Origin of the sequence: Actinomyces ruminis (assembly GCF_002154335.2) — a bacterium.
Lineage (GTDB): Bacteria > Actinomycetota > Actinomycetes > Actinomycetales > Actinomycetaceae > Actinomyces > Actinomyces ruminis.
Genome location: NZ_MTPX02000042.1, coordinates 23,777 through 49,097, shown reverse-complemented (window position 1 = coordinate 49,097; position 25,321 = coordinate 23,777). Strand labels below are relative to the sequence as shown.

The following is a 25,321-nucleotide window of genomic DNA, read 5'->3' as shown; positions in this document are numbered from 1 at the left end:
GCTGCTCCTCCTCACAGGTCTTGCAGGGTGGGTACGAGCTCGCGGTGAGTGCGCATCAGGGTGAGCAGCTCCGGCTCGGTGGGCATCGCCGTCGAGCACTCCAAGCGGGAGGAGACAATCGCGCCGGCCGTGGAGGCTGCGAAGATCGTCTTCTCCAGCGACCAGCCGGACAGCAGCCCGTGGCAGACGGCGCCGCCGAAGGCGTCACCCGCGCCCAGGCCGTTCTTGGTGACCACCGGGGTCACGGGGATCTCCACGCGCTCATCGCGGGTCTTGGCGAGGGTGCCCTCCAGGCCCTGCTTGACGATAGCCAGTTCAACGCCGGCCTCCAGCAGGGCGTCCGCGGCCTTGTCGGGCTCGGTCTCCCCGACGGCGACGCGGCACTCCTCTCGGTTGCCGATGGCCACGGTGACCTTGGACAGGACAGCGGAGACCTCGCGGTGAGCGGTGGCCTCGTCCTTCCAGAACATGGCGCGGTAGTCGAGGTCGATGATGGTGTGCTGTTTGCGCTCGCGCAGGTCCAGGGCGGCGTGGTGGGCGGAGCGCGAAGGCTCCTTGCTCAGCCCGGTGGCGGAGATCCAGAAGATGGCGGCGTCGCGGACGGCATCGCCGGGGATGTCGTTGTCGGTCAACTCCAGGTCGGGGGCGGAGGGCTCGCGGTAGAAGTACAGGGGGAAGTTGTCCGGCGGGAAGATCTCGCAGAAGGTGACCGGGGTGTTGAAGTCCGGCTTGGTGACCACGTAGTCGTCGTAGACGCCGAGGCGCCGCATCTCCGAGCACACGAAGCGCCCGAAGGGGTCGTCACCCACCCCGGTGATCACCGCGGAGCGGTGCCGGTAGCGCGCCGCGGCCACGGCGACGTTGGTGGGGCTTCCGCCTAAGAACTTGCCGAAACTCTCCACGTCCTCCAGACCGACACCGACCTGGAGCGGGTAGATGTCGATTCCACAGCGTCCGATTGTCAGTACATCGAGCGGCGGCGTGCTCGACGGAGCGGTCATGATGGTCTCCCTTTCCACATCATCGGGGCGGGGCGCATCGGGGCGCCCGCGAGGGCCCGCTGCCAGAAGTCTGGCCCAGCGACCGCCACCCCGTCAAGGGATTTGTCAGAACAAATCTGCCCGGCTCGACCGCACCGACGAACCACAGGACCCGCGCCACCACCAGCGGTGAGGCCATCCACTGCGCCGCTTCGCGGTCTACTACGCCACTTCGCGGTTAACAACGCCGGTTAACGGTCTACTGAAGGGCTCTGAGGTATACAGCAGAACGTTAAGTAGCGTTGTTAACCCCTAACCGGCACAGTCAACGGGCTCTTCCGGCTTGAGGGTGCGGCGGTTCAGGCCAGGCCGCGATACCGGTTGCCACATTCGAGAACAAGGGGACACGTTCGGGCCGACGAAGTCGTTCTCGCGCAGATGAGGTCGCGATCGGCGGGCGCCTCTGACCAACCACCGTCACCACAGCCCACACCCTCGAGACCCCGCCAACCCCAGCAAGTAGACCAGCACCACCCCAGTGGGATACAGGGCCCCACGCGCTTCCAGCGAAACCGGCGCACCACAATCGGAATCCGATTAGTACCCCCGCCGCGCCATTTGCGCCGTACCATGTGTCTAACGTTCGCCTCTTTCAGAGAGCTTGCATGTCGGATACGCCCTTCCAGCCAGAGATCACCATTGATCGCTCCAGCGAGCTTCCGCTATACGCCCAGATAGCGGAGGCCCTCGGTGCACTCATTCTCGAGGGCCAGCTGGCACCGGGAACCCGCATTGAGGACGAGGTCTCGATGGCCAAGCGCCTGCAGGTCTCCCGCCCCACCGCGCGCCAGGCCCTGCAGTCCCTGGCAGATCGCGGCCTGGTCTCCCGTCGCCGCGGCGCCGGCACGGTGGTCGCCTCTCCGCATGTGCGTCGCCCCATGGAGCTATCCAGCCTGCTGTCGGATCTAACCGCCGCCGGGCACAAGGTCTCCACCGAGCTCCTGGAGTACACCACGCACCCCGCCGACGAGGAGGAGGCCGAGCGCCTGGAGATCGACCCCGGTACCGAGGTGACCCACCTGCGTCGCCTGCGCAGCGCGGACGGCGAGCCGATCGCCTTGATGGACAACCTGCTGCCAGCGGCCATCGCGCCGACCCGTGAGGAGTTGGAACATGCGGGACTGTACGACCTGCTGCGCGGGCGCGGAATCGTGCCCGCGACCGCCAAGCAGGTCATCGGCGCCCGCAACGCCACCGCCAAGGAGGCCGCGGCCCTGGACGAGCGCCGCCGCGCCGCACTGTTAACCGCCAAACGCACCACCTATGACGCCACTGGCCGGGTAATCGAGTACGGCGACCACATCTACCGCGCCTCGCGCTACTCCTTCGAGACCTCCCTATTCACCGGCTGACCCCACCCGACCGCCTCAAATTTGTCAGTACAAACTCTTGACAGTGGCGGCGCTCCGGGTTTGAATTGGGCCAACGGGCCACGCTGTCGAAGACGCCGGTGGTCCTCGCACATAACCCAGGAGCACGCCGATGAGCATCGAATACACCCCCGGCCCCCTTCTCGAGGCCGCCCGCACCACCCCAACCGCCCTGTGGAATGACTCGGCCGACCCCGACGAGTTGAGCCAGTCCATTTCCTTCGGTGGCGTGGGCGCCACCTGCAATCCAACGATCGCCTACACCTGCATCAACCAGAAGAAGGAGCGTTGGCTCCCGCGCATCGCCGAGCTCGCCGAGGAGATGCCCGAGGCCAGCGAGTCCGAGATCGGCTGGCAGGTGGTGCGGGAGCTGAGCGTCGACGCTGCCAAGCTACTGGAGCCGATCTTCGAGGAGCACAAGGGTCGCAACGGCCGTCTGTCGATGCAGACCGACCCGCGCCTGGCCCGTTCCGCCAAGGCGCTGGCCGATCAGGCGGAGGAGTTCTCCAAGCTCGCCAAGAACATCATCGTCAAGATCCCCGCCACGGCCACCGGCATTGAGGCGATCGAAGACGCCACTTACCGCGGCGTGTCCGTCAACGTGACCGTGTCCTTCTCCGTACCCCAGGCCGTCACCGCCGGCGAGGCGATCGAGCGTGGCCTCAAGCGGCGTGAGGCCGAGGGCAAGGACACCTCCGCCATGGGCCCGGTCGTCACACTCATGGGCGGTCGCCTGGACGACTGGCTCAAGATCGTCGCCAAGCGGGACAACCTGTTCATCGACCCGGGCCACCTGGAGTGGGGCGGCGTGGCCGCCCTCAAGCGCGCCTACCAGGAGTTCCAGGCTCGTGGCCTGCGCGCCCGCGTTCTGTCCGCCGCCTTCCGCAACGTCATGCACTGGTCCGAGTTGGTCGGCGGCGACCTGGTGGTTTCCCCGCCCTTCAAGTGGCAGAAGCTCATTAACGACTCCGGCTACAAGGTCGAGCCCCGAATCGACGTCCCCGTCGCCCCGGAGATCATGGAGACGCTGCTGTCGATCCCCGAGTTCGTCCGCGCCTACGAACCCGATGGCATGACCCCGGAGGAGTTCGAGTCCTACGGCGCCACCCGCCGCACACTGCGTGGCTTCCTCCAGGCCGACGCCGACCTGGACGCCTGGTACGCGACGTCATCATGCCCCAGCCGTGATGAGGAACCTCTGAGATGCTCAACATCGCCATCATCGGTGCCGGCCGCATCGGCCACGTCCACGCCCGCACCGTAGCCGCCCACCCACAGGCCAACCTCGCGCTCGTGTGCGATCCCTTCGGTGACGCCGCGCAGAAGCTGGCCTCCCAGTACGGGGCCCGCTCCTGCAAGGACGCCGAGGAGGTCTTCGCCGACCCGGAGGTCGACGCCGTCGTCGTCGGCTCCCCCACGCCCCTGCACATCCCCCACCTGCTGGCGGCCGCGAAGGCCGACAAGGCGGTCCTGTGCGAGAAGCCCATTGCCCTGGACATGAAGGATGTGGAGGCGGCCAGCGCCGAACTGGACGCCGTCACTACCCCCGTGATGTTCGGCTTCAACCGCCGCTTCGACCCCTCCTTCGCCACCGTGCATGCCGCGGTTCAGGACGGCAAGATCGGCGCCCTGGAGCAGCTGACCATCATCTCCCGCGACCCGGCCGCCCCGCCGGCGGAGTACATCAAGGTCTCCGGCGGCATCTTCCGGGACATGACCATCCACGACTTCGACACCGCCCGCTTCTTCCTGGGCGACATCGTAGAGGTCCACGCCGTGGGCCAGCACCTGGATCCGGCCATCGCCGAGACCGGCGACTTCGACGCCGCCGTGGTCACTCTCAAGGCGGCCAGCGGCGCGGTGGCGACGATCATCAACAACCGCCACTGCGCCTCCGGCTACGACCAGCGCCTCGAGGCGTCGGGCCGGGACGGCGCCCTGCTGGCGGAGAACGTCCGTGCCCACACGGTGCGCCTGTCCAACGCCGAGGTCACCGACGCCCAGGAGCCCTACCTGGACTTCTTCCTCGAGCGCTACGCAGACGCCTACCGGCTGGAGCTGTCGGCCTTCATCGAGGCGGTCGAGGCGGGAACCACTCCCCCAACCGGCATCGCCGACGCCGTCGCCGCCCTGCGCCTGGCCGAGGCCGCCACCGAGTCCGCCCACAGCGGGCAGCCGGTACGCCTGGCCTGAACCGCGTCGGGGGCGGCTTCAGCCCCTTCCCCTCTGCTTGACCCGGTCGTCCCATGGCGGACGGCCGGGTCAAGCCGTGGAGCCGCGCACGACCAGTGCGGGCGTGACTAGATAAGCCCAGCCACCCTGAGGACGCGCCTCCCGCACGACGTCGTCGGGCAGCTTCGGCGCCGCCTCTCTGTCCGAGCCCCGGTGCACTCGCGCCAGCAGGGTGCGCACCGCCACCTCAGCGATCAGTGCCGCGTCCTGGCGCACCGTGGTCAGGGAGAAGGCGGCCGAGGCGGTGACGGGGATGCCGTCGTAGCCGCATACGGCCACGTCCTGCGGCACCCGGACGCCACGTCGTCGCAGCTCCATGAGTGCCCCGACGGCGGCGTGATCGTTGAAGCACACCAGAGCCTGGGGCGGCTCCGGCTCCTCCACCAGCACGCCCGCACCGCGGGCACCGGCGTCCTCGTCGGCCCCGCCGGGAATCACGCGCACCAACTCGCCCAGGCCGTGTGCCGTCATGGCGGTGCGATAGGCGGCCACACGCGCGGCCGAGGCGGACTCCCCACCACCGTCGAGGTAGACAATGCGGCGCCGACCGGTGGCAACCAAATGGTCGACCAGGACAGTGATACCGACGTCGTCGCGCGAGCGCACCTCATCGACGCCCTCCGCGGCGGTAGTCCGACACACTACGACAGTCCGCACCCGCTTCTCGGCGCGGGAGAGTTCGGCCTCGGAGATGGCCGGGTCCACCAAGACCAGTCCCTCGCAGTGGTCGGCGAGCAGGGCTCGCATCCCCTCAGCACCGCCGCGGTGCGCGGTGACGGCGGCGAGCACTAGAGAATGGTCGAGCTCGGCGCAGGCCCGGTACAGGCCGTCAATGATCAGCCCTGGAATGCCTGCCCAACGGTGAAGCTCGCGCCGATTAATCCGAGTGGCTGCGCCGCAGCAGGCGCGCACGGGGATCGGCCTCGTAGCCCATGTCGCCGGCGATCCGCAGGATCTCCTCCCGGGTGGCGGTGGCCACACCCGGAGCGCCGTTCAGCGCCGCGGACACGGTGGACACCGACCGGCCACAGCGCGCCGCAACCATGGTGATGGTGACGCGCGAGCCGTTACCTCGAGGCATGCACTTCCTCCTCCAACGCTGCATACAGACGGCTGCCCGAGCTCCTCTCACCGATCCGGGCGGACGGTGTGATTCGCGCATTCTATGAGCCTTGCCGAAGCCGGAAGGGCGGGCGTCCCCGGTTTGGACCGCGTAAGTCCATTTGGACCGCGTAAGTCCATTTGGACCGCTATCCCCTGTTTGGACCGCTGTTGTGTGTCGCGCAAGCGGTCCAAACCGACGCAAGGGGTCCAAACCGACGCAAGGGGTCCAAATCGACGCAAGGGGTCCAAACCGACGCGGGATGACCGGAACCGATGCCAGCATCCGGTACGACTGCGGCGAAGGCCCAACAGGCGCTGATCCGCGAACGATTGTCCTGACTAAGTCAAAGTTCGCCGACACAGCCCCTTGACTCTGCCCGCTCTGGCAGAACATACTGGTGACGCCAATTCACGCGCGTGAATTAGCGTGTTGCCGCGTTTCTTGCCGCTGCCCGCAGTCGGTATTCGCCGTCGCTCACGCACACGCCATCACATCCACCGTCAACGAGGACACCAACTATGAACACCAGCACCTCCCTATCGGTCGCCGTCATCGGGGCCGGCATGGCCGGCACCACGCACGCCAACGCCTGGCGCCAGGTCGGCACCGTCTACGACCTGGGGCTGCCCAAGATCCGCCTGGCCGCCATTGCCGACGCGTACGAACCTTCGCCCAGGACGCCGCCGAGCGCTACGGCTACGAGAAGGCCGTCACCGACTGGCGCGACATCGCCGACGACCCCAACATCGACATCGTCTCCATCGTGGTCGGCAACGCCCTGCACCGCGAGATCGCCGAGGCACTCATTCGCGCCGGCAAGCACGTACTGTGCGAGAAGCCGCTGGCCGACACCCTGGAATCCGCCAAGGCCATGGCGGAGGCCGAGCAGGCCACCGACACTGTCACCGCCGTCGGCTTCACCTACCGCCGCAACGCGGCCATCGCCGAGATCGCCAAGCTGGTGCACGAGGGCCACCTGGGCGAGATCAACCACTTCGAGGGCCGCTACTGGTGCGACTACGGCGTCGACCCCAACACCCCGATGGCCTGGCGCTACTCCGGCCCCATGGGCTCCGGTGCCCTGGGTGACGTCGGCAGCCACCTCATCGACACCGCCGAGCTCATCTGCGGACCGCTGGTGTCCGTCTCCGGCGGCGCCATGATGACCTCCATCAAGCAGCGCCCCGTCGCCAAGGGGCACGTCACCCGCGGCACTGCCCTGGACACCTCCGCGGTGGAAATGGCGGACGTGACCAACGACGACGTCGCCACCTTCACCGGGCACTTCGCCAGCGGCGCCGTAGGCACCTTCTCCTGCTCCCGGGTGGCCTGGAACATGCCCAACGCCATGATGCTGGACGTGCTGGGAACCAAGGGACGGGCCTCTTGGGACCTGGCCCGCTGCGGAGAGATCAAGCTCGACGACGTCGCCTCCCCCGCCGGCCTGGGCGGCGCCCGGCAGGTGCTGGTCAACCCGACCTTCCCCTACTTCGCGCGCGGCTCTTCCATGGCCTTCGGCGGTGTGGGCCTGACCCAGATTGAGCAGTTCACCTACCAGGCCTACGCCTTCCTGCAGCAGTCGCCGGCGTCACCGAGGGCGCGCTGCCGCCGTGCGCGACCTTCGCCGACGGCTACCGCGAAATGCTCATCGCCGACGCCGTGGCCAGCTCCGCGGCCAACGGTGGTGCCGCCGTCGACATCACCCCCTTCAACAAGTGATCCGGGGCCGTCCACCCGCCCCGGATCACCACCCACCACGACATCGCATATCCAAGGAACTACAAGGAGAGACTCTTATGGCACTCAACTACGGCGCCTACACCGCCTGCCTGTCCGACCGACCCCTGGAAGCCGCCCTCGACGTCCTCAAGGAGGCCGGCCTGACCGGCGCCGAGGTCAACGTCGGCGGCTTCATCCCCTCCCCACACTGCCCCGTTGACGCGCTGCTCGCCTCCCAGGCGGCTCGGGAGGACTACCTGGGCATCTTCGCCGAGCGCGGCATGCGCCTGTCGGGCCTGAACACCTCCGGGAACCCCACCTCACCGCTGCCGCCGAGGGCATCAAGCACGCCGAGGACATCCGCAACGCCATCAAGCTGGCGGGCCTGCTAGGCGTCGGCGAGATCGTCACCATGTCCGGCACTCCCGGCACCGACCCGACGGCGAAGTACCCCACCTGGGTGGTCAACCCGTGGAACGGGATCGACATGGAGATCCTCGACTACCAGTGGAGCGTGGTGGTGCCCTTCTTCAAGGAGATCGACGCCCTGGCGCGGGACCATGACGTGCAGGTCTGCTTGGAGCTGCACCCGCGCAACCTCGTGTTCAACATCCCCGCCTTCGAGCGACTCGTGGAGGCGACCGGGGCCACGAACCTGAAGGTGAACATGGACCCCTCCCACCTGTTCTGGCAACAGATGGACCCGATCGCGGCCACCAAGCGCCTGGGTAGCCTCGTCGGCCACGTGCACGCCAAGGACACCAAGATCTTCCCCGGCGCCGCCTACCGCGGCGTGCTCGACACCGACTTCGGGCACGTCCCCGCCGAGGCGGAGAACAAGACGCCGGTCGCCTACGGATACTGGTGCACCGCCTGGCCGCAGGACCCCGCCTGGCGGTTCGTCGCCCTCGGCCTGGGGCACGACACCGACTACTGGGCCGAGTTCCTGCGCACCATCGCCTCAATCAACCCGGACATGAACGTCAACATCGAGCACGAGGACGCCGAGTACGGCAACGTCGAAGGGCTGCAGCTCTCGGCCACCAACCTGCTTGAGGCGGCCGCCAAGCTCTGAACAGCCGGGAGTCGATTGACCGCCACGAAGCGGGAGGGAGGAGGGGTCGAAGGCGCGGCCGGGGCTGGCGGGAGCGGGCCGAGGAACGAGGACCGCGGATGGTAAGCCGAGACTCTCTCCTCCCGCCCGCGCCCGTCCCACTGCTCCCGCCCGGCACGTGACCAAAAAGTCGGACATAAACGTGCGTAGGCCGACTCTGCGGCCCCCAAGATAGCGCCAATTGGGGCAGACTTAGGTCCGATGCGCTACGGCCGCCCGCGGCGCACCCCACTCGACGTCGAGACGCAGAAGAAGGACACCTAAACCGTGGCGCGCAGCATTTACATCGCCTCCCCCAATGCCAGCACCGGCAAGTCAACCGTAGCCCTCGGCCTGGTCGCCTCCCTGACCAAAGTGGTGGCGAAAGTCGCGTCTTCCGCCCCTTCGTCGCCTCCCGCGAGGACGAGCCCTTCCTCGAACTGCTGCTACGCCGCTGCGGCTCCACCACGCCGGCCGCGCGGTGCATCGGCGTGACCTGGGATGAGTTCCACGCCGACCCCGACGAATCTCTCTCCCGCATCGTGGACGCCTACCGGGCGGTGGCCCGCGACCACGACGTCGTCATCATCGACGGCTCGGACTTCTCCGACGTGGTCGGCAACCCCGAGCTGGCCCTCAACGCCCGCGTCGCCGCCAATATCGGCGTACCCGTGCTGCTGGTGGTCTCCGGGCAGGGCGACCCCGAGGATGTGCGTGGCAGTGTGGAGGTCTCCATGGCGGAGATCGCCGACAACCATGCCCGCACCGTCGCCGTCGTGGCCAACAAGTGCCCGGCAGACACACGCGCTGCGGTTGCCGCTGCCCTAGCCGGCCTGGAGGGCGTAACCACCACGACCCTGCCCGAGGTGCCGCTGCTGAGCGCCCCGTCCGTGCGCGAGGTGATGGACGCGATCGACGGCACCCTCATCTGCGGCGACGAGGCCCTGCTCGACCGCGAGGCAGAGGGCGTACTGATCGCCGCCATGGATGTCTCCCACGTGCTGGAGCGCCTGAACGAGGGGCAGGTGGTGATTGTCCCCGCCGACCGCTCCGCGGCCCTGATCTCCCTGGCGGCCGCCCAGGCCTCCGCCGGCTTCCCGAACCTGTCCGGCCTGGTGCTCAACGGCGGCTTCGAGGTGGCACCGCACGCGCTGCGTCTGATCAAGGGTCTACGGCTGCCGCTACCGGTAATGACCTCCCCGCTTGACACCTTCGCGGCCGCCTCCGTCGCCGGCCCTCTGCAGGGCGGCCTGGGCCAGGCCTCCTCCCGCAAGCTCGACGTCGCCGTGACCACCTTCGAGCAGGAGGCCGACGTCGACGGCCTGCTGGCCGCCCTGGAGGTGGAGCCCAGCGAGGTCGTCACCCCCATCATGTTCCAAGCCGAGCTGATCGAGCGCTCCCGGGGCGACCGCAAGACGATCGTGTTGCCCGAGCCCGACGACGATCGCATCCTGCGCGCCGCCGACGTCATCGCCCGCCGCGGCATCGCCGACCTGATCCTGCTGGGAGATGAGGCCACGGTGCGGGCCCGCGCCGCCGAACTGGGCCTGGATATCTCCGCCGCCCGGGTCGTGTCCCCCACCGACCCTGAGCTACTGGAGAAGTACGCCGAGGAGTTCGCCCGGCTGCGCGCCAAGAAGGGCGTCACCCTGGAGCAAGCGCGGGAGCAGGTCCAGGACGTGTCCTACTTCGGCACCATGATGGTGCACATGGGCGACGCCGACGGCATGGTCTCGGGCGCCGCCCACACCACCGCCCACACGATCGTGCCATCCTTCCAGATCATCAAGACCAAGCCGGGCACTTCCATCGTGTCCTCGGTGTTCCTGATGCTGCTGGAGGACCGGGTGCTGGTGTACGGCGACTGCGCCGTCAACCCGGACCCGACCGCCGAGCAGCTGGCCGACATCGCGATCTCCTCCGCGCAGACCGCCCGCCAGTTCGGGGTGGAGCCCCGCGTGGCCATGCTGTCCTTCTCCACCGGCACCTCCGGTAAGGGCGCCGACGTGGACAAGGTGCGCGAGGCCACCGAGATCGTGCGGGAGAAGGCGCCCGAGCTGGCCGTCGAAGGCCCCATCCAGTACGACGCCGCCATTGACCCGACCGTGGCCGCCAAGAAGGCTCCCGGCTCGGAGGTGGCGGGCCGCGCCAATGTGTTCATCTTCCCCGACCTGTCCAGCGGCAACATCGGCTACAAGGCGGTGCAGCGCTCGTCCGGTGCCGTCGCCATCGGCCCGGTGCTGCAGGGCCTGAACAAGCCGGTTAATGACCTGTCCCGCGGCGCCCTGGTGGAGGACATCGTCAACACCGTGGCCATCACCGCCGTCCAGGCACAGGCCTGAGCAGTGCCCCGGCGCCCCGGCCGGGGCACTGCCGGCTGCGGCCGGATACCATCCCGTTACCCGATTCGTCAGCATCCAACCTTACGAAAGGCTCATTGTGACCACCCGGACCGTCCTCGTCATCAACTCCGGTTCCTCCTCCATCAAGTACCAGCTAGTCGACCCCGACTCCGGCCAGTCCCTGGCCTCGGGTCTGGTTGAGCGCATTGGTGAGGAGACCGGCACGATCATTCACCGGCACGCCGGTGAGAAGGTCCAGCTCGACGAGCCGGTGCCCGATCACGGTTACGGCTTGTCGGAGGTACTGCGTCTGTTTGATGAGAAGGGTCCGGCCCTGTCCGACGCGAACATCGTGGCCGTGGGGCACCGGGTGGTCCAGGGCGGCCGCTACTTCTCCGGCCCGGCCTGGTAGACGAGGACGTGATTGCCAAGATCAGCGAGCTAGTGCCGCTCGGCCCGCTGCACAACCCCGCCCACCTCAAGGGCATTGAAGTGGGCCTGGAGCTGCTGTCCGACGTGCCGCACGTGGCCGTGTTCGACACCGCCTTCTTCCAGGACCTGCCGGAGGAGGCGGCCCGCTACGCCCTCAAGCGCGACGTCGCCGACCAGTACTCCATTCGCCGCTACGGCGCGCACGGCACTTCCCACCAGTTCGTCTCCGGCGAGGTATCACGCATGCTGGGCCGCGACGACCTCAAGCAGATCGTGCTGCACCTGGGCAACGGTGCCTCCGCCTCCGCGGTGGTGGCCGGACACGCCGTGGACACCTCCATGGGCCTGACCCCGCTGGAGGGCCTGGTTATGGGCGGGCGTACCGGTGACATCGACCCGGCGGCGGTGTTCCACTTGGCCCGTGTGGCTGGTATGAGCGCCGACGAGATCGACTACCTGTTCAACCGGGAGTCCGGCATGAAGGGCCTGGCCGGGGACAACGACATGCGCGAGGTCTGGAAGCGCATCGACGCCGGCGAGCAGAACGCCCGCGATGCCATGGACATCTACCTGCACCGGCTGGTCAAGTACGTGGGTGCTTACACGGCCGTCATGGGCGGTCTCGATGCCCTGACCTTCACCGCCGGCATCGGCGAGAACGACAGCCGCCTGCGTAGCGAGCTGATTGAGCGCCTGGGCTTCATGGGCGTGCAGCTCGACGCCGACAAGAACGCCGTCCGCTCCGGCGACGGACGCATCATCTCCACCCCGGACTCGGCCATCGCCGTGCTGGTCTACCCCACCAACGAGGAGCTAGCCATCGCCCGCCAGGCCATGACGCTGGTCTGAGCTCCGCGCAGCAACGGCGGCAGGAGCGTTAGAAGAGCGTGTCGGCCCCGGCCGACACCTGTCGCCGTGATTCGGTGCCCGTCTCCACGGAGCCGGGCACCGACGCGTCCCGGCCCAGGGGCGTGCTTCCACCGGGCCGGGTCCAGCCGGGGCCCGTCGGCACGCTGCCGCCCCGCTGGTAGGCGGTGGCGGCGGCGCGGGCGCGCTGGTCGGCGGCCTCGTTGAGGGGGTGGCCGACGTGCCCGCGTACCCATTCGAAGCGCACCTTGCGCCCGCGCATGGCCGCATCCAGCTGCTTCATGAGGTCATCGTTGACCACCGGCTTGCCGTCGCCCTTGCGCCAGCCGCGTCGCTTCCAGCCGTGGATCCACTTGGTCAGGGAGTTGATGACGTACTGGGAGTCGGCCTGGATGAGCAGTTCCTCATCGGCCAGCCCCGCCTGCGCCGTCGCCCGCAGCAACTCCAGCACAGCGGTGAGCTCGCCACGATTATTGGTGGAGTTCTCCCAGCCGCCCGCAGCCCAGCAGTCCTCATCCACATACCAGGCCCAGCCTGCCGGGCCGGGGTTTCCCAGGGCGGAGCGTCCGCCGCCGCAATGATCGTCATAGGCGCACCCTACCGGCTCAGCCCACCGTCCTATCTCACCTCACTCCGGCAGGCCTACCGAATAGGCGCCGAGGTAGATCGATATGGCGGATTATCGGCGCCACTGCGTATGTAGGATCAGGGCTTTTCGTTGACGTGGTGGGCGGGAAAGTAGGGATCATTCAGGGGTGGAGCATGATTCAGCATGCCTCGCACTTACAGGCCGTGTTGTGCGGTATGCGGATCCGGGATGAATTGGATCGGCCCCGCCGCCTCACTGGAGACTGGACTGTCTTGGTGCCCGTAGCCCCACCCACGTGACCGGCTCGCGCTGTGGGCCGTATCCGAGAGCGTGGCGCCCCCCGAACCACTGACCCGCTCCACGTTTTGCACGACCCCGGGCCACGTTCCACGACCTTGGTGCCTGTTGCACGACCACCCCGGGGTCGTGGAAGGCGCACCAAGGTCGTGCAGTACCGCCCAAGGTCGTGCAACGCCACCCCAGCCACCATGCCGTTCTAGCCGTGGGTTTACTGCCCACGTCGGTTTGGACCCCATAAGTCTGTTTGGACCGCCCCAGTTACACACTGCGGCGGTCCAAATGGAGGTCGGCGGTCTAAACAGGGCAGTCCGCCGACGACCGCGCCACGACACACCGACCTAAAGCACCACACTCGCGCCGGTAGCCCCGACCGGAGGCTGAAGGATTCAGAAACAAGCGAAGCCCCGGAATCTTACGTGTCCCGAGGACCATCGCCGCGATGCCGTCCCGCTGCAAAGAACGCGCCACCTGCGATTCCGCCTCAGGGAGGCGGAATCGCAGGTGGCGCGTCTTGCGCGGTTAGCGCGTCAGGCGTCGAGGTCGGTCTCGAGCAGGGCCTTGAGCTCCTCCAGAGCACCGTCGGCACCGTCGGCGTCGGAGGCGAGGGTGACGACGTCGCCGAAGCCGGCACCGAGCGTCATGACGCCCAGGATGGAGGAGGCGTCGACGGGGGCGCCGCCCTCCTTGGCGATGGTGACGGGAACACCCTTCTCGGCGACGGCCTTGACGAAGGTCGCGGCGGGGCGGGCGTGGAGGCCGACCTTGGAGGCGATAGTGGCGGTGACCTGGGCCATGTGTACTCCTTAGAGAAAACCGGGTTCGGCGCCCGCGGTGCGGGACTGCACCTGTACGCCGATGCGAACCAGCGCGATGGCTGGTGTCGGGTTCACACTACCCGACTTTGCCATCTCCTGGCGGCGAATATCGCCACGAATACGGTCATGGGCGTTCACTCACTGTGAGCGGAGGTTTCGAACAGCAGATTGACCTGGTCGTTGTAGCCGGTGAGCGTCGACGCCGGCACCCGGTCCACCCATACCGCGTCCACCGCCGGTGTGATGATCGCGTTGACATCGGCACCGAAGTAGGTCAACGGGAAGAAGAAGGTCTGCCCGCCCTCCTCCAGGTGCACGGTGAACGGGTCGGTTGACAGGCCGGTCTCCTCGAACACCTCGATGGCCTTGTCCGTGGAAGAGGAGATCGCCGGGAACACGATGCCGTAGGAGGCGACGATGTCCTGCGCCTCGGCCGTGCCCAGGAAGGCGACCCACTGTGCGGCCAGATCGATCTTGTCGGAGTCCTTGACGATCGAGTCGCCCAGACCGTTGAACAGGGAGGCCCGGTTGCCGTTGGGTCCGATCGGGGTAGGCGCGATGCCCACGTTGATGTCCAGGCCCGCGAAGGTGTTGAACATCCAGGCTCCGTGGATGGCCAGCGCGATCGAGCCCGAGCCGAGTTGAATGTCCGTGCTCGTGGCATCGGAGAAGGCCCCGTTGGGGTTCATGTATCCCTTGTCCACCAGCCCGAAGTACCAGTCCAGCGTGCGCTGGAAGTCCTCCTCGTCGTAGCGGTAGTGGGTGCCCCAGGTCTCCTTGTCCGTGTAGTGCCAGTTGCCCACCGTGGCGGTGAAGGGGCTCCACTGAGTCTGACCGTCGTTGGACCCGGAGTCCTGGATCCCCAGGCCATAGACCTTCACATGCTTGGGGTCGAAGCCCTCCTGGTCGCCGCGCACATTGTTTTGGTCGATGGTGAGCCGGGCCAGGATCCGCTCGAAGCTGCCGCCGTCCTCAAGGTTCCAATCGCAGTTCTGGATCTCCTCCTCGGAGATACCGGCGTCGGCGAGCATGTCCTTGTTGTAGAAGATGGCCTCGGTGTCCCAGTCCTTGGGGCAGCCGTATTGGCGTCCGTCCTCGCCCTTCCACAGGTCCAGCAGGCCCTCCTGGAAGGCGGACTCGTCGACGCCGCTCCAGGCGGGCTGCTCGTCCAGCGGCACGAGCACGTCCAGGTCGACGAACTGGGCGAACTTGGCAATGTGGTCGACGAATACGTCCGGGCCGGTGCCGGCGATGAATCCGGCCGTCAGCTTGGTCCAGTAGTCGTTCCAGCCGATCTGGGTGATGTTGACGGTGATGCCCGTCTTCTCCTTGAACCGCTTGGCGCACTCCTGGTAGGCGGGCTCTTGGCTGGCGTCCCACAGCCAGTAGTCGATCGTGTTGGACTTGGACTGATTCTCGCCGCCTGAGCAGGCCGCCAGCGTCGTCGCCGTGGCGCCGGCGAGGGCACCGGTGAGCAGGCCCCGGCGGGTGAGCATGAGCTTGTGGTTCATCTCGTTCCTCACTTGATTCCGGTGAAGCCGATGGAGTTGACAATGCGCTTGGCCGCCGCCATGAACAGCAGCAGCATGGGCAGGGCGGCCACGAGCGTGGCGGCCATGAGGCCGGACCAGTCCGTGCCGGACGTGGGTGCCTGGGACCGGAACACGGCGACGGCCACGGTCAGCACGCGCGAGGAGTCCGTGTAGGACACCAGCAGGGGCCAGAAGTAGTCGTTCCAGGCGGTGATATAGGTGATGATCGCCAATGTGCTGATGGGCGCGCTGGCCATCGGCAGGATCAGCTGGAAGAACACCCGGATCTTGGAGGCGCCGTCGAGCAGGGCGGCCTCCTCCAGCTCCCGGGGGATGTTCATGAAGAACTGCCGCAGGAAGAACACCGCGAAGGGCGTCATGAACATGGTCGGCAGGGCAACACCCAGCAGGTTGTCGATCAGCCCGATCTGCTTGACCAGCACGAAGTTGGGCAGCAGCGTGAAGATCGAAGGCACCATCAGGGCCGCCAGGAACAGGGTGAACACGGCGTCCCGGCCGCGCCAACGCAGGCGGGCGAAGGAGTAGGCGGCCATGGCGGAGAAGAACACCTGGCCGGCGGTGACCAGCGTGGCCACGATCACCGAGTTGCGCAGGTAGATCCAGAAGTTCATGGAGGCGCCGGAGCCGCCGTCGGCCAGGGCCTCCTCGGTGGACTGCATGCCGAATACGCGGGCGAAGCCGCGCAGGTTGAAGTCGACCGGCAGGATCGAGGTGGGATCGGAGGTGATCCCCGCGTTGGAGGACAGGGCGGTGCGCAGCACCCAGTAGAAGGGCAGGATCGTGATGATCATTACCAGGGCCATGAAGATCCAGGCGATCACCCGCCCGACGGAGACGCCGTTCTTGCGGGTGCGGCGGCCCTCGACGGCGGGGCTCGTGTCGGGAGCGGTAGTAGTCAAAGCGCTCATGTCTGCTCGTCTCCTCTCAGTCCAGGTCCGTCTCGCCCGCACGGGTCATGCGGTATTGGAGGATGGTGATTGCGGCCAGGACGATGAGTAGCCCCACCGCCATGGCGGAGGCGTAGCCGAACTGGAAGCGGCCGAAGGCCATGTCGTAGATGTAGTACTGCAGCACGCGGCTGGCGTTGACCGGCCCGCCCTGGGTGGTCACCGAGACGGTGTCGAAGACTTGGAAGGAGCCGATCATCGTCATAATCAGCACCAGCGCCAGAATGGGGCGCAGCAGCGGCACCGTGATCTTCCAGAACATGGTCCACTCGCTGGCGCCGTCCATCTTGCCGGCCTCGTAGACCGTGTTCGGAATGGACTGCAGACCGGCGAAGATGAGCAGGGCGGTGTAGCCCACGTGCCGCCACACATTGATCACGGCAATCGTGGGGATGGCCAGGGTCGAGGAGAAGAAGTTGACGCTCTCCCCGGTCAGCGCCGAGATGATCTCGTTGGAGATGCCCAGGGTGTTGTCCAGGATCCACAGCCACAGCATGGCGACGACGACATTGGAGACCAGGTAGGGGGTCAGCACGATCGAGCGCACCAGCGTGGACTGGGTCAGGCGCTGCATGAGCACGGCGATGATCAGGGCGAGGATCGTCTGGAGACCGATGTTGATCACGACGTACTCCAAGGTCACCTTCACGGCGTTCCAGAAGATGGAGTCGCCGATCATGCGCTTGTAGTTGGCCAGGCCGGTGAACTGCTCCGGGGTCAGCAGGTTGTACTCGGTGAAGGACAACCAGACGCCCCGAATGAGGGGCCAGATGTAGAAGGCGATCAGACCGATGCCGGCGGGAATGATGAAGGCGATGCCCAGCAGGCGATCATCCTTCGGTTTCCTGCGCAGCGACGGCTCTGTCGCAGCGGCTGTTGTGGACATGGGCGATACTCCATTCCTGGCGGGATTTGGATCGGGAGATACGGGTTGGTAGTAGATCGCTCCGATGCGACGACGCGGGCAAGTCGGGCGGTGCGCCGCCGGGGGCGCGCCGGGCGGCTCAGACGGCGGTGACGCGCACGAGCAGCATGTGGTCGGGGTGAATGACGGGCAATGACAGGCCGGTGTTCACCAGGTACGAGCCGGGCAGGACCACCCCCTCGGGGCGGGTCCAGGCGGCCTCGTAGATGTGGCCCTCGTACAGGGGCGTTGCCAGCTGCACCCGGTAGGTGCGCTGCGGGTCCAGGCCGGGCAGGGGCCGGGGGGCGCCGGGCCAGGCGAGTGCCTGCCCCAGGCTGGTCAATCCGAACAGGGCGTCGGAGTGGTCTGGGGCGACGACGCCCTGGATGCGTACGGCGTCGTCCTCGTCGACGTCGGCGTGGACGACGGTGCCGGCGTGCAGCAGCGGGCGCAGCTGCTTGTGCAGACCAATCAGTTCCGCCAGGCCCTGCTTATCGGCGTCGGTGGCGCTCAGCAGGTCCCATTCCACGCCCATGTGTCCCCACAGGGCGGTGGCCGCGCGGAAGGAGATGTCCAGGCTGCGCAGCGTGGTGTGGTCGCGCCCGGAGCCGACGTGGGTGCCGATCAGCTCGGGCGGCAGCAGCAGCATGGTGCCGCGGTTGATGTTGGCACGGTCGTGGGCGTCGTTGCAGTCGGAGGTCCACACGCGCTGGGTGTGCTCGATGATCCCCAAGTCGATGCGTCCGCCGCCGCCGCAGCAGGACTCGATCTCCAGCTTCGGGAAGCGCTCGTGGAGGGCGTCCAGCAGCCGGTACAGGGCGAGGGTCTGCTCGCGGATCGCCGGGGCGCCGTAGCGGGTGCCGAGTGCCGCGTTGGGGGCCATGTGCCCGGCGGCGAGCACCGTTGAGTTGTGGTCCCACTTGATGTAGGCCAGGTCCAGGCGCTCCACCAGGCCACTGAGGGCGCCGAACAGGTAGTCCCAAGCACCCGGGGCGGTCAGGTCCAGCACCCGCTGGTGGCGGTGCTCCACGGCGCCGCCGGCCCCGTCGGACAGGATCCAGTCCGGGTGGGTGCGGGCCAGCTCGGAGTCGCGGTTGATCATCTCCGGCTCGAACCACAATCCCAGTTCCATGCCCAGGCCGTGCACGTGATCGGCCAGGGGCTCCATCCCGGTGGGCCAGACCTCCGGGGAGACCTGCCAGTCGCCCAGGCCCGAGGTGTCGTCACGGCGCGACCCGAACCAGCCGTCGTCGACGACAAAGCGCTCGATGCCGATGGCGGCCGCCTCATTCGCCAGGGCCTTGAGCGTGTCCAGGTCGTGGTTGAAGTAGACGGCCTCCCAGGTGTTGAGCAGCACCGGGCGCGGGCGCGAGGGGTAGGAGGGCAGGGCGCGCACGTGGGCGTGTGCCCGCGCGGCGAGCGCGTCCAGGCCCTCGCCCCAGGAGCCGACGACCCATGGGCTGGTGTAGCTCTGGCTGGGGCCGAGCACGACCTCGCCGGGCTGGAGCAGCTCCCCCGCACCCAATAGCCGGTAGCCCTGAGCGGGATGGGAGGCCAGGGCGCGGGTGTTGCCGGACCAGGCGAGGTGTACGGCGTGAACGCGGCCGCGGCGCCAGCCGAAGCGGGGGGTGCCGGCGGCCAGCCAGGTGGCGGCGTCGTGGCCTGTACGCCCCTCCCAGGACTCCCGCAGGCGGGTGCCGGGGGTGAAGGGGGTGCGGACCGGCTGCCGTTCGAAGGCGTGGTGGCCGGTGAAGTCGAGCAGCTCCGTGGCGTCGGCGGGCACGGGCAGCAGCGGGGTGAGTTCATCGACCTCCAGCGGTGCGGCGTCGGAGCCGGCGGCGTCGGTGACCTCGGCGCGTAGCCGCACCAGGCCGGTCGGCTCCAGGCGCAGCACGGTGGTCAGGACAATGCCGTGGACCGGGTCGGTGGCGGTGGAGGTGACCTGGTCGGCCTGCCCGCCGGGGGTGTCGATCGTCTCGACGGTGTGCGCGACGGTCTCGGGGTGGACGGAGAAGGCCGAGCCGTCGGCGCGGTGCAGCAGCACGGCGGGACGGGCCGACCAGCCAGGTGCGGCAGCGGCAGCACGGGCAGGTCGGGAGTGGTCCAGGTCTGGTTGGAGCCGGTGGCCGTGTTCTGGGCGACGGCGACGTCGGCCAGGGCTACACCATCGAACTCGCCCAGATCCTCACCCCAGTGACGTACGACCGGGTGCCGGTCGGGCATCAGGTCCAGGACCAGCGAGGTGCCGCCGCGGCGCAGGTGGACGGTACGAGAGTGGGACACGGGGTCTCCTTCGACTTGTGTGGGATCTGCGGCTGGGATTGCGGACGGGTGCCCGCGGGCTGGCCGCTGCGGCGCGGCCGAACGAACGCATAGCGATTATTTCTTAGTCGAAGAAATGCGTGACGTCAACCACCCAGCGCCATGATCTCGTCCCGTTCCGGCACGGCACACCGTCAGCTCGCCCGGGCGGCTCCTGGCAAAACGGGCGCTCATGGGCCACGATCTCTCCATGACGCAGGTCTCCTCGCCCGCCCCACCCGCGATCCCCGCTCTCGGCACCAGCCCGGTGCGCGCCGTGCTGCTCGACGCCGACGGCGTGCTGCAGCTGATCGGCACACCCTGGGAGCAGGCGCTGACCGACGGCGGCGGGGAGCTCTTCTGCCGCCGCCTGCTCGCCGAAGAGGGACCCGCTCTGAGGGGCGGCGAGGATCTGCGCACCCTGATCGACCGGCTGATAGACGAGTTGCGACTCGGCGCGAGCGCGGACGAGTTGCTCGATCTGTGGTGGCAGGCCACACCGGACCCGCTCGCCTGGCAGACGGTGCGCGACCTCAAGGCTGCCGGCTACACCACCGCGTTGGCGACCAACCAGCAGCACGAGCGTCGTGCCTGGATGCGCTCGACGCTCGGGTACGACGGTCTGTGCGACGTGGACGCCTACTCGTGCATGCTCGGCGTGGCCAAGCCCAGCCCCGAGTATTTCCACATGGTGCTGGACCTGGTGGGCGTCGCCCCGCAAGAGGCGCTGTTTGTGGACGACAGCGCCGCCAATGTGTCCGCGGCGGCGGCGCTCGGCATCCGTACGGTGCATCACCCGGCGGACGCCGGTGGCGTCCTGCTGCGCCAGGAGATCGTCGCCGCCCTCGGCGGCGCTGCAGCCTAAGCCGCCTCCAGCAGGTCGTTCGGGCGCTCCGCCGCCTCTGCGGGCGCAGGTACGTGAATCTCACCGAACCCGCGGCGGTGCTCCTCCTGCAGTAGGAGGAGCAGCCGGTTGTTCTCATACTTTCGGAATCCAGACTTCATCCGCACGGAGTTGCGAGGAACCCGCAGACGCACAAAACTCGGTTCCGTAGGCGCAGCGGAGTCGGCGCCCGGAAGGAAGATCATGACGAGCATTACGACGTCCGGCAATGCGCGGGGGCAGCGTCCAGTTTCTCCCGCGGGCCGGACGTCGGATGCCGTGAAGGCCACGGCCGCCGCCCGGCGTCGTTTCGATGCCCGCCTGCAGGATCCGGCGCGCCGCGCCCCGCGGGTGTTTCTGCACCTCATCGACCGCATCCACCGGCTGCTTCCGGGATTCGTTCGGCGCCGTGTGCCGGTGACTTTCGTCGGCTATGCGCTCATCAATGGCTCCGGCTTCCTGATCGACATCGGCTTCCTGACAATGTTCTATGAGCGCCTGCACTGGTTCTACCCGCTGGCCGTCACCGTGGGATACGCGATCGCGGGCGTGTACTCGCTGCTGCTCAACCGCTGGCTGAACTTCCAGGCGCACGGGTCGCTGGTCTCGCAGGGGTCGCGCTACGCCGTCGGGCTGGTCTCCCAGTACGTGATCTTCATTCTGGGCCTGTCCAGCCTGCTGCACCTGGTGGGCGTGAACGCGGAGCTGGCGCGACTGATCTCGGCCTGCTGCGAGGGGATCTACCTGTACGTGCTGATGCGCCTGTGGGTGTTCCGCGGCGCGCCCGAGCCCGCCGCCGAAGCCGTCTGAGGACCCGGCTCCCTCGCCGTTTTCCCGGCAGCAAGGGCGCCGCCAGCCCTTCACCAGAATGCGCGCGTGGTCTCCGTTGGCCCGTCCAGTTCGGTGAAGCCCGCGTCCACCACCGACACCGGCCGTGACCGCTCCCGCCAAGACGCCTCCGGCGGAAAGACAACGCGGACCCGGTACCCCTGCGCGGCCCAACGCTGGCGCAGTTCGGCTGGCAGTTGCGGGCTCTCCCAGGCGAGTTGGGCCGCATGGGCGACCTGTGCGCACAGCTTCCCGCTGGTCATCTCCTCCAACGGGGTGACCTCCACCGTTACCAGGGCCTGTTGCGAGGCGGAGTCGGCGGTGAGCACCACCCCGCGGGCGGCTTCGGGATCTCTGGCGATGGCGGCGGTGATCGCGGCCGGCGGCGGGGGCAGCTCGTCCCCGTGTGGAAAGTGGGTGCCCTCCACCTGGGTCTTGGCCAGCGCGGGCGGCAGCGGACGGACCGGCCCGGGCACGATCGCGCGCGCCTCGGCCCTGCCCCAGCCCTCCGGCCCGTCCTGGGCGACGGTGACGCCCGGCAGCTCCTGGATCTCCTCCCAGCGCCGGCCGCGAGCGCGGCGCACCAGCTTGCGGATGCGTCCGTCGCGCCAGTACTCCACGGCAGCGTGCCAGGGGCCGCCCGGGGCGGACTCGGGGGCGGCGAGCAGAGCCACAACAGCGCGGGCACTGGCCTCCGCAACGTCAATGCGGCGGGGTGGGTGGACCTTGTCGTAGTGGACGGCGATTTGCATGGCCCAGGGGACGGGATGGTCGGCATGCCCGGATGGGGAGAGCGAATCCGCCGCGCCGGGGGCGGTTTGCGGGGACAATGACTGCATGCGTCACATTATCTGGGACATGGGCGGCACCCTGGTGGACACCTACCCGGAGGTCGACCGGGTGCTGTGCGAGGCGGCCTTCGGCGACGCCGACCCCGCCCACTTGCATCACGTGACCGAACTGACCCGTCACTCCATCGCCCACGCGATCGCCACGCTCAGCGAAGAGCAACGCCTCGAACCCCGTGGTCTGGAGGAGGCGTACGACGATCTGAAGGAACGGTGGCGCACGCAGCCGGCTCCGGTCATGGATGGGGCGCGGGAAGTGATGGCGCGGGTGAGCGAATTGGGCGGGCTGAATCTGCTGGCCACGCACCGGGACCGCGACTCCGCCACCGCCCTACTGCAGGGCCTGCATTTGCAGATGGATGACATCGTCTGCGCCCCGGACGGGGTGGCCCGCAAACCCAGCCCGGACATGAACCTGCTGCTGGCGCAGCGTCACCTACTCGACCCGGCGGAGGTGCTGTGCGTCGGGGACCGGCCGATCGACGTCGTGGCTGCGCGGGAGGCGGGGATGCCCGCGGCGTTGCTAGTGCGCCCGGGCACGTCGGTGACCCTGCCGGACGACGCCCCGGGAGCGCTCGTAGTAGCCAGCCTGCGGGACTTGCTTCCCCTGGTGGACTGAGCCGCGCACCTTCCGGCCCTCCTGGTTCCCCATTCGGCCCGCTCCGAAGTCAGTGATCCGCTGCGCCCGGCAGGCGCATGAGCAGGGCGTCGCCGTCGAAGACAAGGCCCGCGTAGCCGTCCACATGGGCGGCCTCCTTGAAGCCGGCGGCCAGGTGCGCAGCCACGGAGGCGTGGTTGGCCGTCTCGACAACACTGAACAGGTCCTCCCCCGGCTCGATCTCCTGCACGGCGACGCCGACCGCGGCCAGCAGGGCGCGGCCAATCCCGCGGCTGCGGGCGCCGGGGTCGACGATCAGACCGGAGACCATCCACCGCTCCGGGCGTCCCTCCTCCAGGTCGCCGGGCAGCAGGAAGGCGCCGGACAGCGCGATCGGGGCCGCCGTGTCGTCGTCCCCAACCGGCGGGTCAATCGCATCGAGTTTGGGCGGCTGCGAAGCCCCGCCATCGAGCCCGGCGAGTTCGACGTCGTCGGCCGGGAGGGAGGCCAGCAGCAGTACCGGTAGGGCGGCGATCATGCGCGGCGCCTGTTCCAGCGCCTCCTCCACGCTGATTCCGCGCAGGGCCAGCAGACGGGCCACCCGCGGGGCATCTTCGGGACGAGCGGGGCGGATGATAACGCCCGACGGCACGGCACTCATGCCCGCCCTCCCTCTGTGGCGATGGGCGCCGCGGGGACCGAGGCGACGGTGAGGACGAGGTGGTCGATGCCGGTGACACGCATGGGAGCCATCATGCACCCGTGGGTCCCGGCGCCGCCTGCACGACGACGCTGGGACCCACGGACTGGTCCGGTAACCCGGCCGGCCCGCCCAAGCCGCTTGTCACGGCCCCGCTATGACACGCGCCCTAGCGGGTGCGTTCCGGGACGCTGGGAGGCCGCCCGCACCCCATGGCGGGGAGTGTGTGGCCCGCTCGCAGCCTCGTTGGTGTGCGGATGCGGCGGGTTGACCAGGATGGCGTCGCCGACGGCGTGGTCGGGCTCCAGCTGCCAGCCGGGCCGCCGTAGCGCGTAGAAGATCAGCGGCGGCACGCCCAGCACCACGATCACCAGCCGACCACCAGGCGTAGCCGACGGTGCTCAGCCCCGTGAACCCGGACGGGCGCACGAAGGACAGCACGAAGGCCACCGCGCAGGCCAGGAAGCCGACGCCGGCCACCAGCCCCATCGCCGGGGTGCGGTAGGTGCGCTGCACCTGCGGGCGGGTGGCGCGCAGGCGGATGGCGGCGGCGAACAGCATCATGTACATGATCAGGTAGAGCGCGGCGGCCATGTCGATCAGCGTGACGAAGGCGGTGTTGCCGTTGGGGATCACCACGAACAGCAGCGCCAGGATGGTCACGATCACCCCCTGCAGCACCAGGATCGAGCGCTGCACGCCGGCGCTGTTGCGCTTTTGCAGGGCCGGCGGCAGCAGGCCAGTGCGGGCGGCGGCGAGCAGGCCCTTGGAGGGGCCGGCGATCCAGGTGACCACGGAGGCGAAGGCGCCCAGGGCGATCAGCAGCGAGATGATCGGGGTGCCCCAGGCCAGGTGCCAGTGGTCGAAGAAGGTCTGGAAGGCCAGGTTGATGCCGTCCACCACTCCGAGACTAGCCTTGGGAACCGCGACGGCGATCGCCAGCGTGGGCAGGATGAAGATCGCCAGGATCATGACGGCGGAAATCAGCACCGTGCGCGGGTAACCACGGCCGGGGTCGGACAGGTCGTTGGCGTGCACCGCGTTGACCTCCATGCCCGCGTAGGCGAGCACATTGGACACGATCAGCACGATGGAGGCCAGGCCGGTCCAGGGCGGCAGGACCGCCGACGTCGTCAGCTCCGTCTGGGAGGGCGTGCCGGAGATCAGCCAGGCGGCCCCGAAGACGATCAGCAGCGCCGCCGGAAAGAGCGTGCCGATGATGCCGCTCCACGAGCCCACCTTGGCGAACAGGTTGCCGCCGGCCAGGGTGATGAGGGTGGAGACCCAGTACAGGATGATGATGACGCCGGCCACGTACACGCCGTTGTTCGCCAGCGTGCCGCCGCCCACCACGTAGGACAGGCTCACAGCGATGAAGGCGATCTGGGTGGGGTACCACACCACGTTCTGCACCCACTGCAGCCAGATGGCCACGAAGCCCCAGCGCTCCCCGAAGGCCTCGCGCACCCAGATGAATACGCCGCCCTTCCAGCCGGTGGCGAGTTCGGCCGCTACCAGCGCCGTGGGCACCATGAACAGCACCGCCGGGATGATGTAGAGCACCACCGAGGACAGGCCGTAGCCGGCCATGGCGGGCAGCGAGCGCAGGGAGGCCACGGCCACCACCGTGAGCATGGCGAGGTTGAACACACTCATGCCGGCGGAGGGGCGGGCCGAGTCGTCCTCGGAGGAGACGGCACCGCGGGCGGGCAGGTCCCCGAGGGTCCCGGCGGGCGCGTGGCCGGACGGGACGGCGGGCGCACCAGCCGTCGTTCCGGCGCTGCCGGAAGCCCCGTCGTCGGGGCCGGTTGGGTTTCCGATCACGTTGTCGGAGGTTTTGAGTGACATTTCGACC

Annotated in this window: 20 protein-coding genes and 4 pseudogenes; 10 read left to right on the top strand and 14 right to left on the bottom strand. The window is 68.3% G+C overall.

Annotated elements, in window-relative coordinates; genetic code table 11:
* Positions 1 to 11: 11 nt before the first annotated feature.
* Positions 12 to 1,001: a 5-dehydro-2-deoxygluconokinase gene (gene iolC, locus BW737_RS08335; protein ID WP_086614279.1), complete on the bottom strand. Its 990-nt coding sequence runs from the start codon at positions 999 to 1,001 to the stop codon at positions 12 to 14.
* A 644-nt stretch (positions 1,002 to 1,645) separates the two neighbouring features.
* Here iolC and BW737_RS08330 point away from each other — a divergent pair.
* The 3 genes and pseudogenes from BW737_RS08330 (at position 1,646) to iolG (ending at position 4,603) form a co-directional block, all read left to right on the top strand.
* Positions 1,646 to 2,392, top strand: coding sequence for a GntR family transcriptional regulator (locus BW737_RS08330; RefSeq protein WP_086614280.1), 747 nt, complete (start codon positions 1,646 to 1,648; stop codon positions 2,390 to 2,392).
* A 130-nt stretch (positions 2,393 to 2,522) separates the two neighbouring features.
* Positions 2,523 to 3,598 (top strand): annotated as a pseudogene (locus tag BW737_RS08325) (transaldolase family protein).
* 15 nt (positions 3,599 to 3,613) lie between these two features.
* Entirely contained in the window at positions 3,614 to 4,603 is a 990-nt protein-coding gene (gene iolG / locus BW737_RS08320) for an inositol 2-dehydrogenase (RefSeq protein WP_086614281.1), read from the top strand.
* 69 nt (positions 4,604 to 4,672) lie between these two features.
* Here iolG and BW737_RS08315 read toward each other — a convergent pair whose 3' ends face one another.
* Together BW737_RS08315 and BW737_RS18190 are read right to left on the bottom strand one after the other, a co-directional pair.
* Entirely contained in the window at positions 4,673 to 5,431 is a 759-nt protein-coding gene (locus BW737_RS08315; RefSeq protein ID WP_257210633.1) for a LacI family DNA-binding transcriptional regulator, read from the bottom strand.
* Between the two features lie 88 nt (positions 5,432 to 5,519).
* Complete coding sequence (locus BW737_RS18190) at positions 5,520 to 5,723, bottom strand: helix-turn-helix domain-containing protein (protein WP_257210632.1); 204 nt, start codon at positions 5,721 to 5,723, stop codon at positions 5,520 to 5,522.
* 421 nt (positions 5,724 to 6,144) lie between these two features.
* Here BW737_RS18190 and BW737_RS08310 point away from each other — a divergent pair, with 421 nt between their 5' ends.
* The 4 genes and pseudogenes from BW737_RS08310 (at position 6,145) to BW737_RS08295 (ending at position 12,182) form a co-directional block, all read left to right on the top strand.
* Positions 6,145 to 7,686 (top strand): Gfo/Idh/MocA family protein, encoded by a 1,542-nt coding sequence (locus tag BW737_RS08310; protein WP_338063886.1) that lies wholly within the window; start codon positions 6,145 to 6,147, stop codon positions 7,684 to 7,686.
* A pseudogene (locus tag BW737_RS08305) lies at positions 7,577 to 8,541 on the top strand (sugar phosphate isomerase/epimerase family protein). Before BW737_RS08310 ends, BW737_RS08305 begins: the two are co-directional and overlap by 110 nt.
* Positions 8,542 to 8,999: 458 nt before the next feature.
* Entirely contained in the window at positions 9,000 to 10,901 is a 1,902-nt protein-coding gene (gene pta / locus BW737_RS08300; RefSeq protein ID WP_338063889.1) for a phosphate acetyltransferase, read from the top strand.
* 97 nt (positions 10,902 to 10,998) lie between these two features.
* A pseudogene (locus tag BW737_RS08295) lies at positions 10,999 to 12,182 on the top strand (acetate/propionate family kinase).
* A gap of 28 nt (positions 12,183 to 12,210) precedes the next feature.
* On the opposite strand, the pseudogene BW737_RS08290 reads toward BW737_RS08295, so the two are convergent.
* From BW737_RS08290 to BW737_RS08265, 7 genes and pseudogenes are all read right to left on the bottom strand, one after another.
* Positions 12,211 to 12,788, bottom strand: a pseudogene (locus BW737_RS08290) (ribonuclease H family protein).
* 828 nt (positions 12,789 to 13,616) lie between these two features.
* Positions 13,617 to 13,883 carry an HPr family phosphocarrier protein gene (locus BW737_RS08285; RefSeq protein ID WP_073328472.1) on the bottom strand — a complete coding sequence of 89 codons (267 nt, stop codon included), beginning with the start codon at positions 13,881 to 13,883 and terminating at the stop codon, positions 13,617 to 13,619.
* Positions 13,884 to 13,892: 9 nt separating this feature from the next.
* Entirely contained in the window at positions 13,893 to 14,042 is a 150-nt protein-coding gene (locus tag BW737_RS16220) for a hypothetical protein (RefSeq protein WP_180272137.1), read from the bottom strand.
* Positions 14,039 to 15,415, bottom strand: coding sequence for an ABC transporter substrate-binding protein (locus BW737_RS08280; protein WP_086614282.1), 1,377 nt, complete (start codon positions 15,413 to 15,415; stop codon positions 14,039 to 14,041). Before BW737_RS08280 ends, BW737_RS16220 begins: the two co-directional genes overlap by 4 nt.
* An 8-nt stretch (positions 15,416 to 15,423) precedes the next feature.
* Positions 15,424 to 16,365 (bottom strand): carbohydrate ABC transporter permease, encoded by a 942-nt coding sequence (locus tag BW737_RS08275; RefSeq protein WP_086614283.1) that lies wholly within the window; start codon positions 16,363 to 16,365, stop codon positions 15,424 to 15,426.
* A gap of 16 nt (positions 16,366 to 16,381) precedes the next feature.
* A complete protein-coding gene (locus BW737_RS08270) occupies positions 16,382 to 17,290 on the bottom strand; it encodes a carbohydrate ABC transporter permease (protein WP_086614284.1) in 909 nt (302 codons plus the stop codon).
* Between the two features lie 118 nt (positions 17,291 to 17,408).
* Entirely contained in the window at positions 17,409 to 19,352 is a 1,944-nt protein-coding gene (locus BW737_RS08265; RefSeq protein ID WP_257210630.1) for an alpha-galactosidase, read from the bottom strand.
* A 468-nt stretch (positions 19,353 to 19,820) separates the two neighbouring features.
* Between BW737_RS08265 and BW737_RS08260 the strand changes: the two genes are divergently transcribed.
* Entirely contained in the window at positions 19,821 to 20,474 is a 654-nt protein-coding gene (locus BW737_RS08260; protein ID WP_086614315.1) for an HAD family hydrolase, read from the top strand.
* On the opposite strand, the gene BW737_RS15685 is transcribed toward BW737_RS08260, so the two are convergent.
* On the bottom strand, positions 20,471 to 20,698 hold the full coding sequence (locus BW737_RS15685; protein ID WP_143233338.1) for a hypothetical protein: 228 nt from the start codon (positions 20,696 to 20,698) through the stop codon (positions 20,471 to 20,473). The genes BW737_RS08260 and BW737_RS15685 overlap by 4 nt on opposite strands.
* Between BW737_RS15685 and BW737_RS08255 the strand changes: the two genes are divergently transcribed.
* Positions 20,697 to 21,302: a GtrA family protein gene (locus BW737_RS08255; protein WP_086614286.1), complete on the top strand. Its 606-nt coding sequence runs from the start codon at positions 20,697 to 20,699 to the stop codon at positions 21,300 to 21,302. The genes BW737_RS15685 and BW737_RS08255 overlap by 2 nt on opposite strands.
* A gap of 50 nt (positions 21,303 to 21,352) precedes the next feature.
* Here BW737_RS08255 and BW737_RS08250 read toward each other — a convergent pair whose 3' ends face one another.
* On the bottom strand, positions 21,353 to 22,072 hold the full coding sequence (locus BW737_RS08250; RefSeq protein WP_086614316.1) for an aminoacyl-tRNA hydrolase: 720 nt from the start codon (positions 22,070 to 22,072) through the stop codon (positions 21,353 to 21,355).
* A gap of 85 nt (positions 22,073 to 22,157) precedes the next feature.
* Between BW737_RS08250 and BW737_RS08245 the strand changes: the two genes are divergently transcribed.
* Positions 22,158 to 22,787, top strand: coding sequence for an HAD-IA family hydrolase (locus BW737_RS08245; RefSeq protein WP_086614287.1), 630 nt, complete (start codon positions 22,158 to 22,160; stop codon positions 22,785 to 22,787).
* Positions 22,788 to 22,836: 49 nt separating this feature from the next.
* On the opposite strand, the gene BW737_RS08240 is transcribed toward BW737_RS08245, so the two are convergent.
* Together BW737_RS08240 and gadC are read right to left on the bottom strand one after the other, a co-directional pair.
* The gene (locus BW737_RS08240; RefSeq protein WP_086614288.1) at positions 22,837 to 23,427 is read right to left on the bottom strand and encodes a GNAT family N-acetyltransferase; all 591 of its coding nucleotides are present in this window, start codon (positions 23,425 to 23,427) and stop codon (positions 22,837 to 22,839) included.
* 183 nt (positions 23,428 to 23,610) lie between these two features.
* Positions 23,611 to 25,314, bottom strand: a complete 1,704-nt coding sequence (gene gadC / locus BW737_RS08235; RefSeq protein ID WP_218961861.1) for a glutamate/gamma-aminobutyrate antiporter GadC — start codon at positions 25,312 to 25,314, stop codon at positions 23,611 to 23,613.
* Between the last annotated feature and the right edge of the window lie 7 nt (positions 25,315 to 25,321).

Excerpts from the sequence above, each read along its gene's own strand:
- iolC (WP_086614279.1), bottom strand. The coding sequence starts at position 1,001 with ATGACCGCTCCGTCGAGCACGCCGCCGCTCGATGTACTGACAATCGGA.
- BW737_RS08330 (WP_086614280.1), top strand. The coding sequence starts at position 1,646 with ATGTCGGATACGCCCTTCCAGCCAGAGATCACCATTGATCGCTCCAGC.
- iolG (WP_086614281.1), top strand. The coding sequence starts at position 3,614 with ATGCTCAACATCGCCATCATCGGTGCCGGCCGCATCGGCCACGTCCAC.
- BW737_RS18190 (WP_257210632.1), bottom strand. The coding sequence starts at position 5,723 with ATGCCTCGAGGTAACGGCTCGCGCGTCACCATCACCATGGTTGCGGCG.
- BW737_RS08285 (WP_073328472.1), bottom strand. The coding sequence starts at position 13,883 with ATGGCCCAGGTCACCGCCACTATCGCCTCCAAGGTCGGCCTCCACGCC.
- BW737_RS08280 (WP_086614282.1), bottom strand. The coding sequence starts at position 15,415 with ATGAACCACAAGCTCATGCTCACCCGCCGGGGCCTGCTCACCGGTGCC.
- BW737_RS08275 (WP_086614283.1), bottom strand. The coding sequence starts at position 16,365 with ATGAGCGCTTTGACTACTACCGCTCCCGACACGAGCCCCGCCGTCGAG.
- BW737_RS08270 (WP_086614284.1), bottom strand. The coding sequence starts at position 17,290 with ATGTCCACAACAGCCGCTGCGACAGAGCCGTCGCTGCGCAGGAAACCG.
- BW737_RS08260 (WP_086614315.1), top strand. The coding sequence starts at position 19,821 with ATGACGCAGGTCTCCTCGCCCGCCCCACCCGCGATCCCCGCTCTCGGC.
- BW737_RS08255 (WP_086614286.1), top strand. The coding sequence starts at position 20,697 with ATGACGAGCATTACGACGTCCGGCAATGCGCGGGGGCAGCGTCCAGTT.
- BW737_RS15685 (WP_143233338.1), bottom strand. The coding sequence starts at position 20,698 with ATGATCTTCCTTCCGGGCGCCGACTCCGCTGCGCCTACGGAACCGAGT.
- BW737_RS08250 (WP_086614316.1), bottom strand. The coding sequence starts at position 22,072 with ATGCAAATCGCCGTCCACTACGACAAGGTCCACCCACCCCGCCGCATT.
- BW737_RS08245 (WP_086614287.1), top strand. The coding sequence starts at position 22,158 with ATGCGTCACATTATCTGGGACATGGGCGGCACCCTGGTGGACACCTAC.
- BW737_RS08240 (WP_086614288.1), bottom strand. The coding sequence starts at position 23,427 with ATGAGTGCCGTGCCGTCGGGCGTTATCATCCGCCCCGCTCGTCCCGAA.
- gadC (WP_218961861.1), bottom strand. The coding sequence starts at position 25,314 with ATGTCACTCAAAACCTCCGACAACGTGATCGGAAACCCAACCGGCCCC.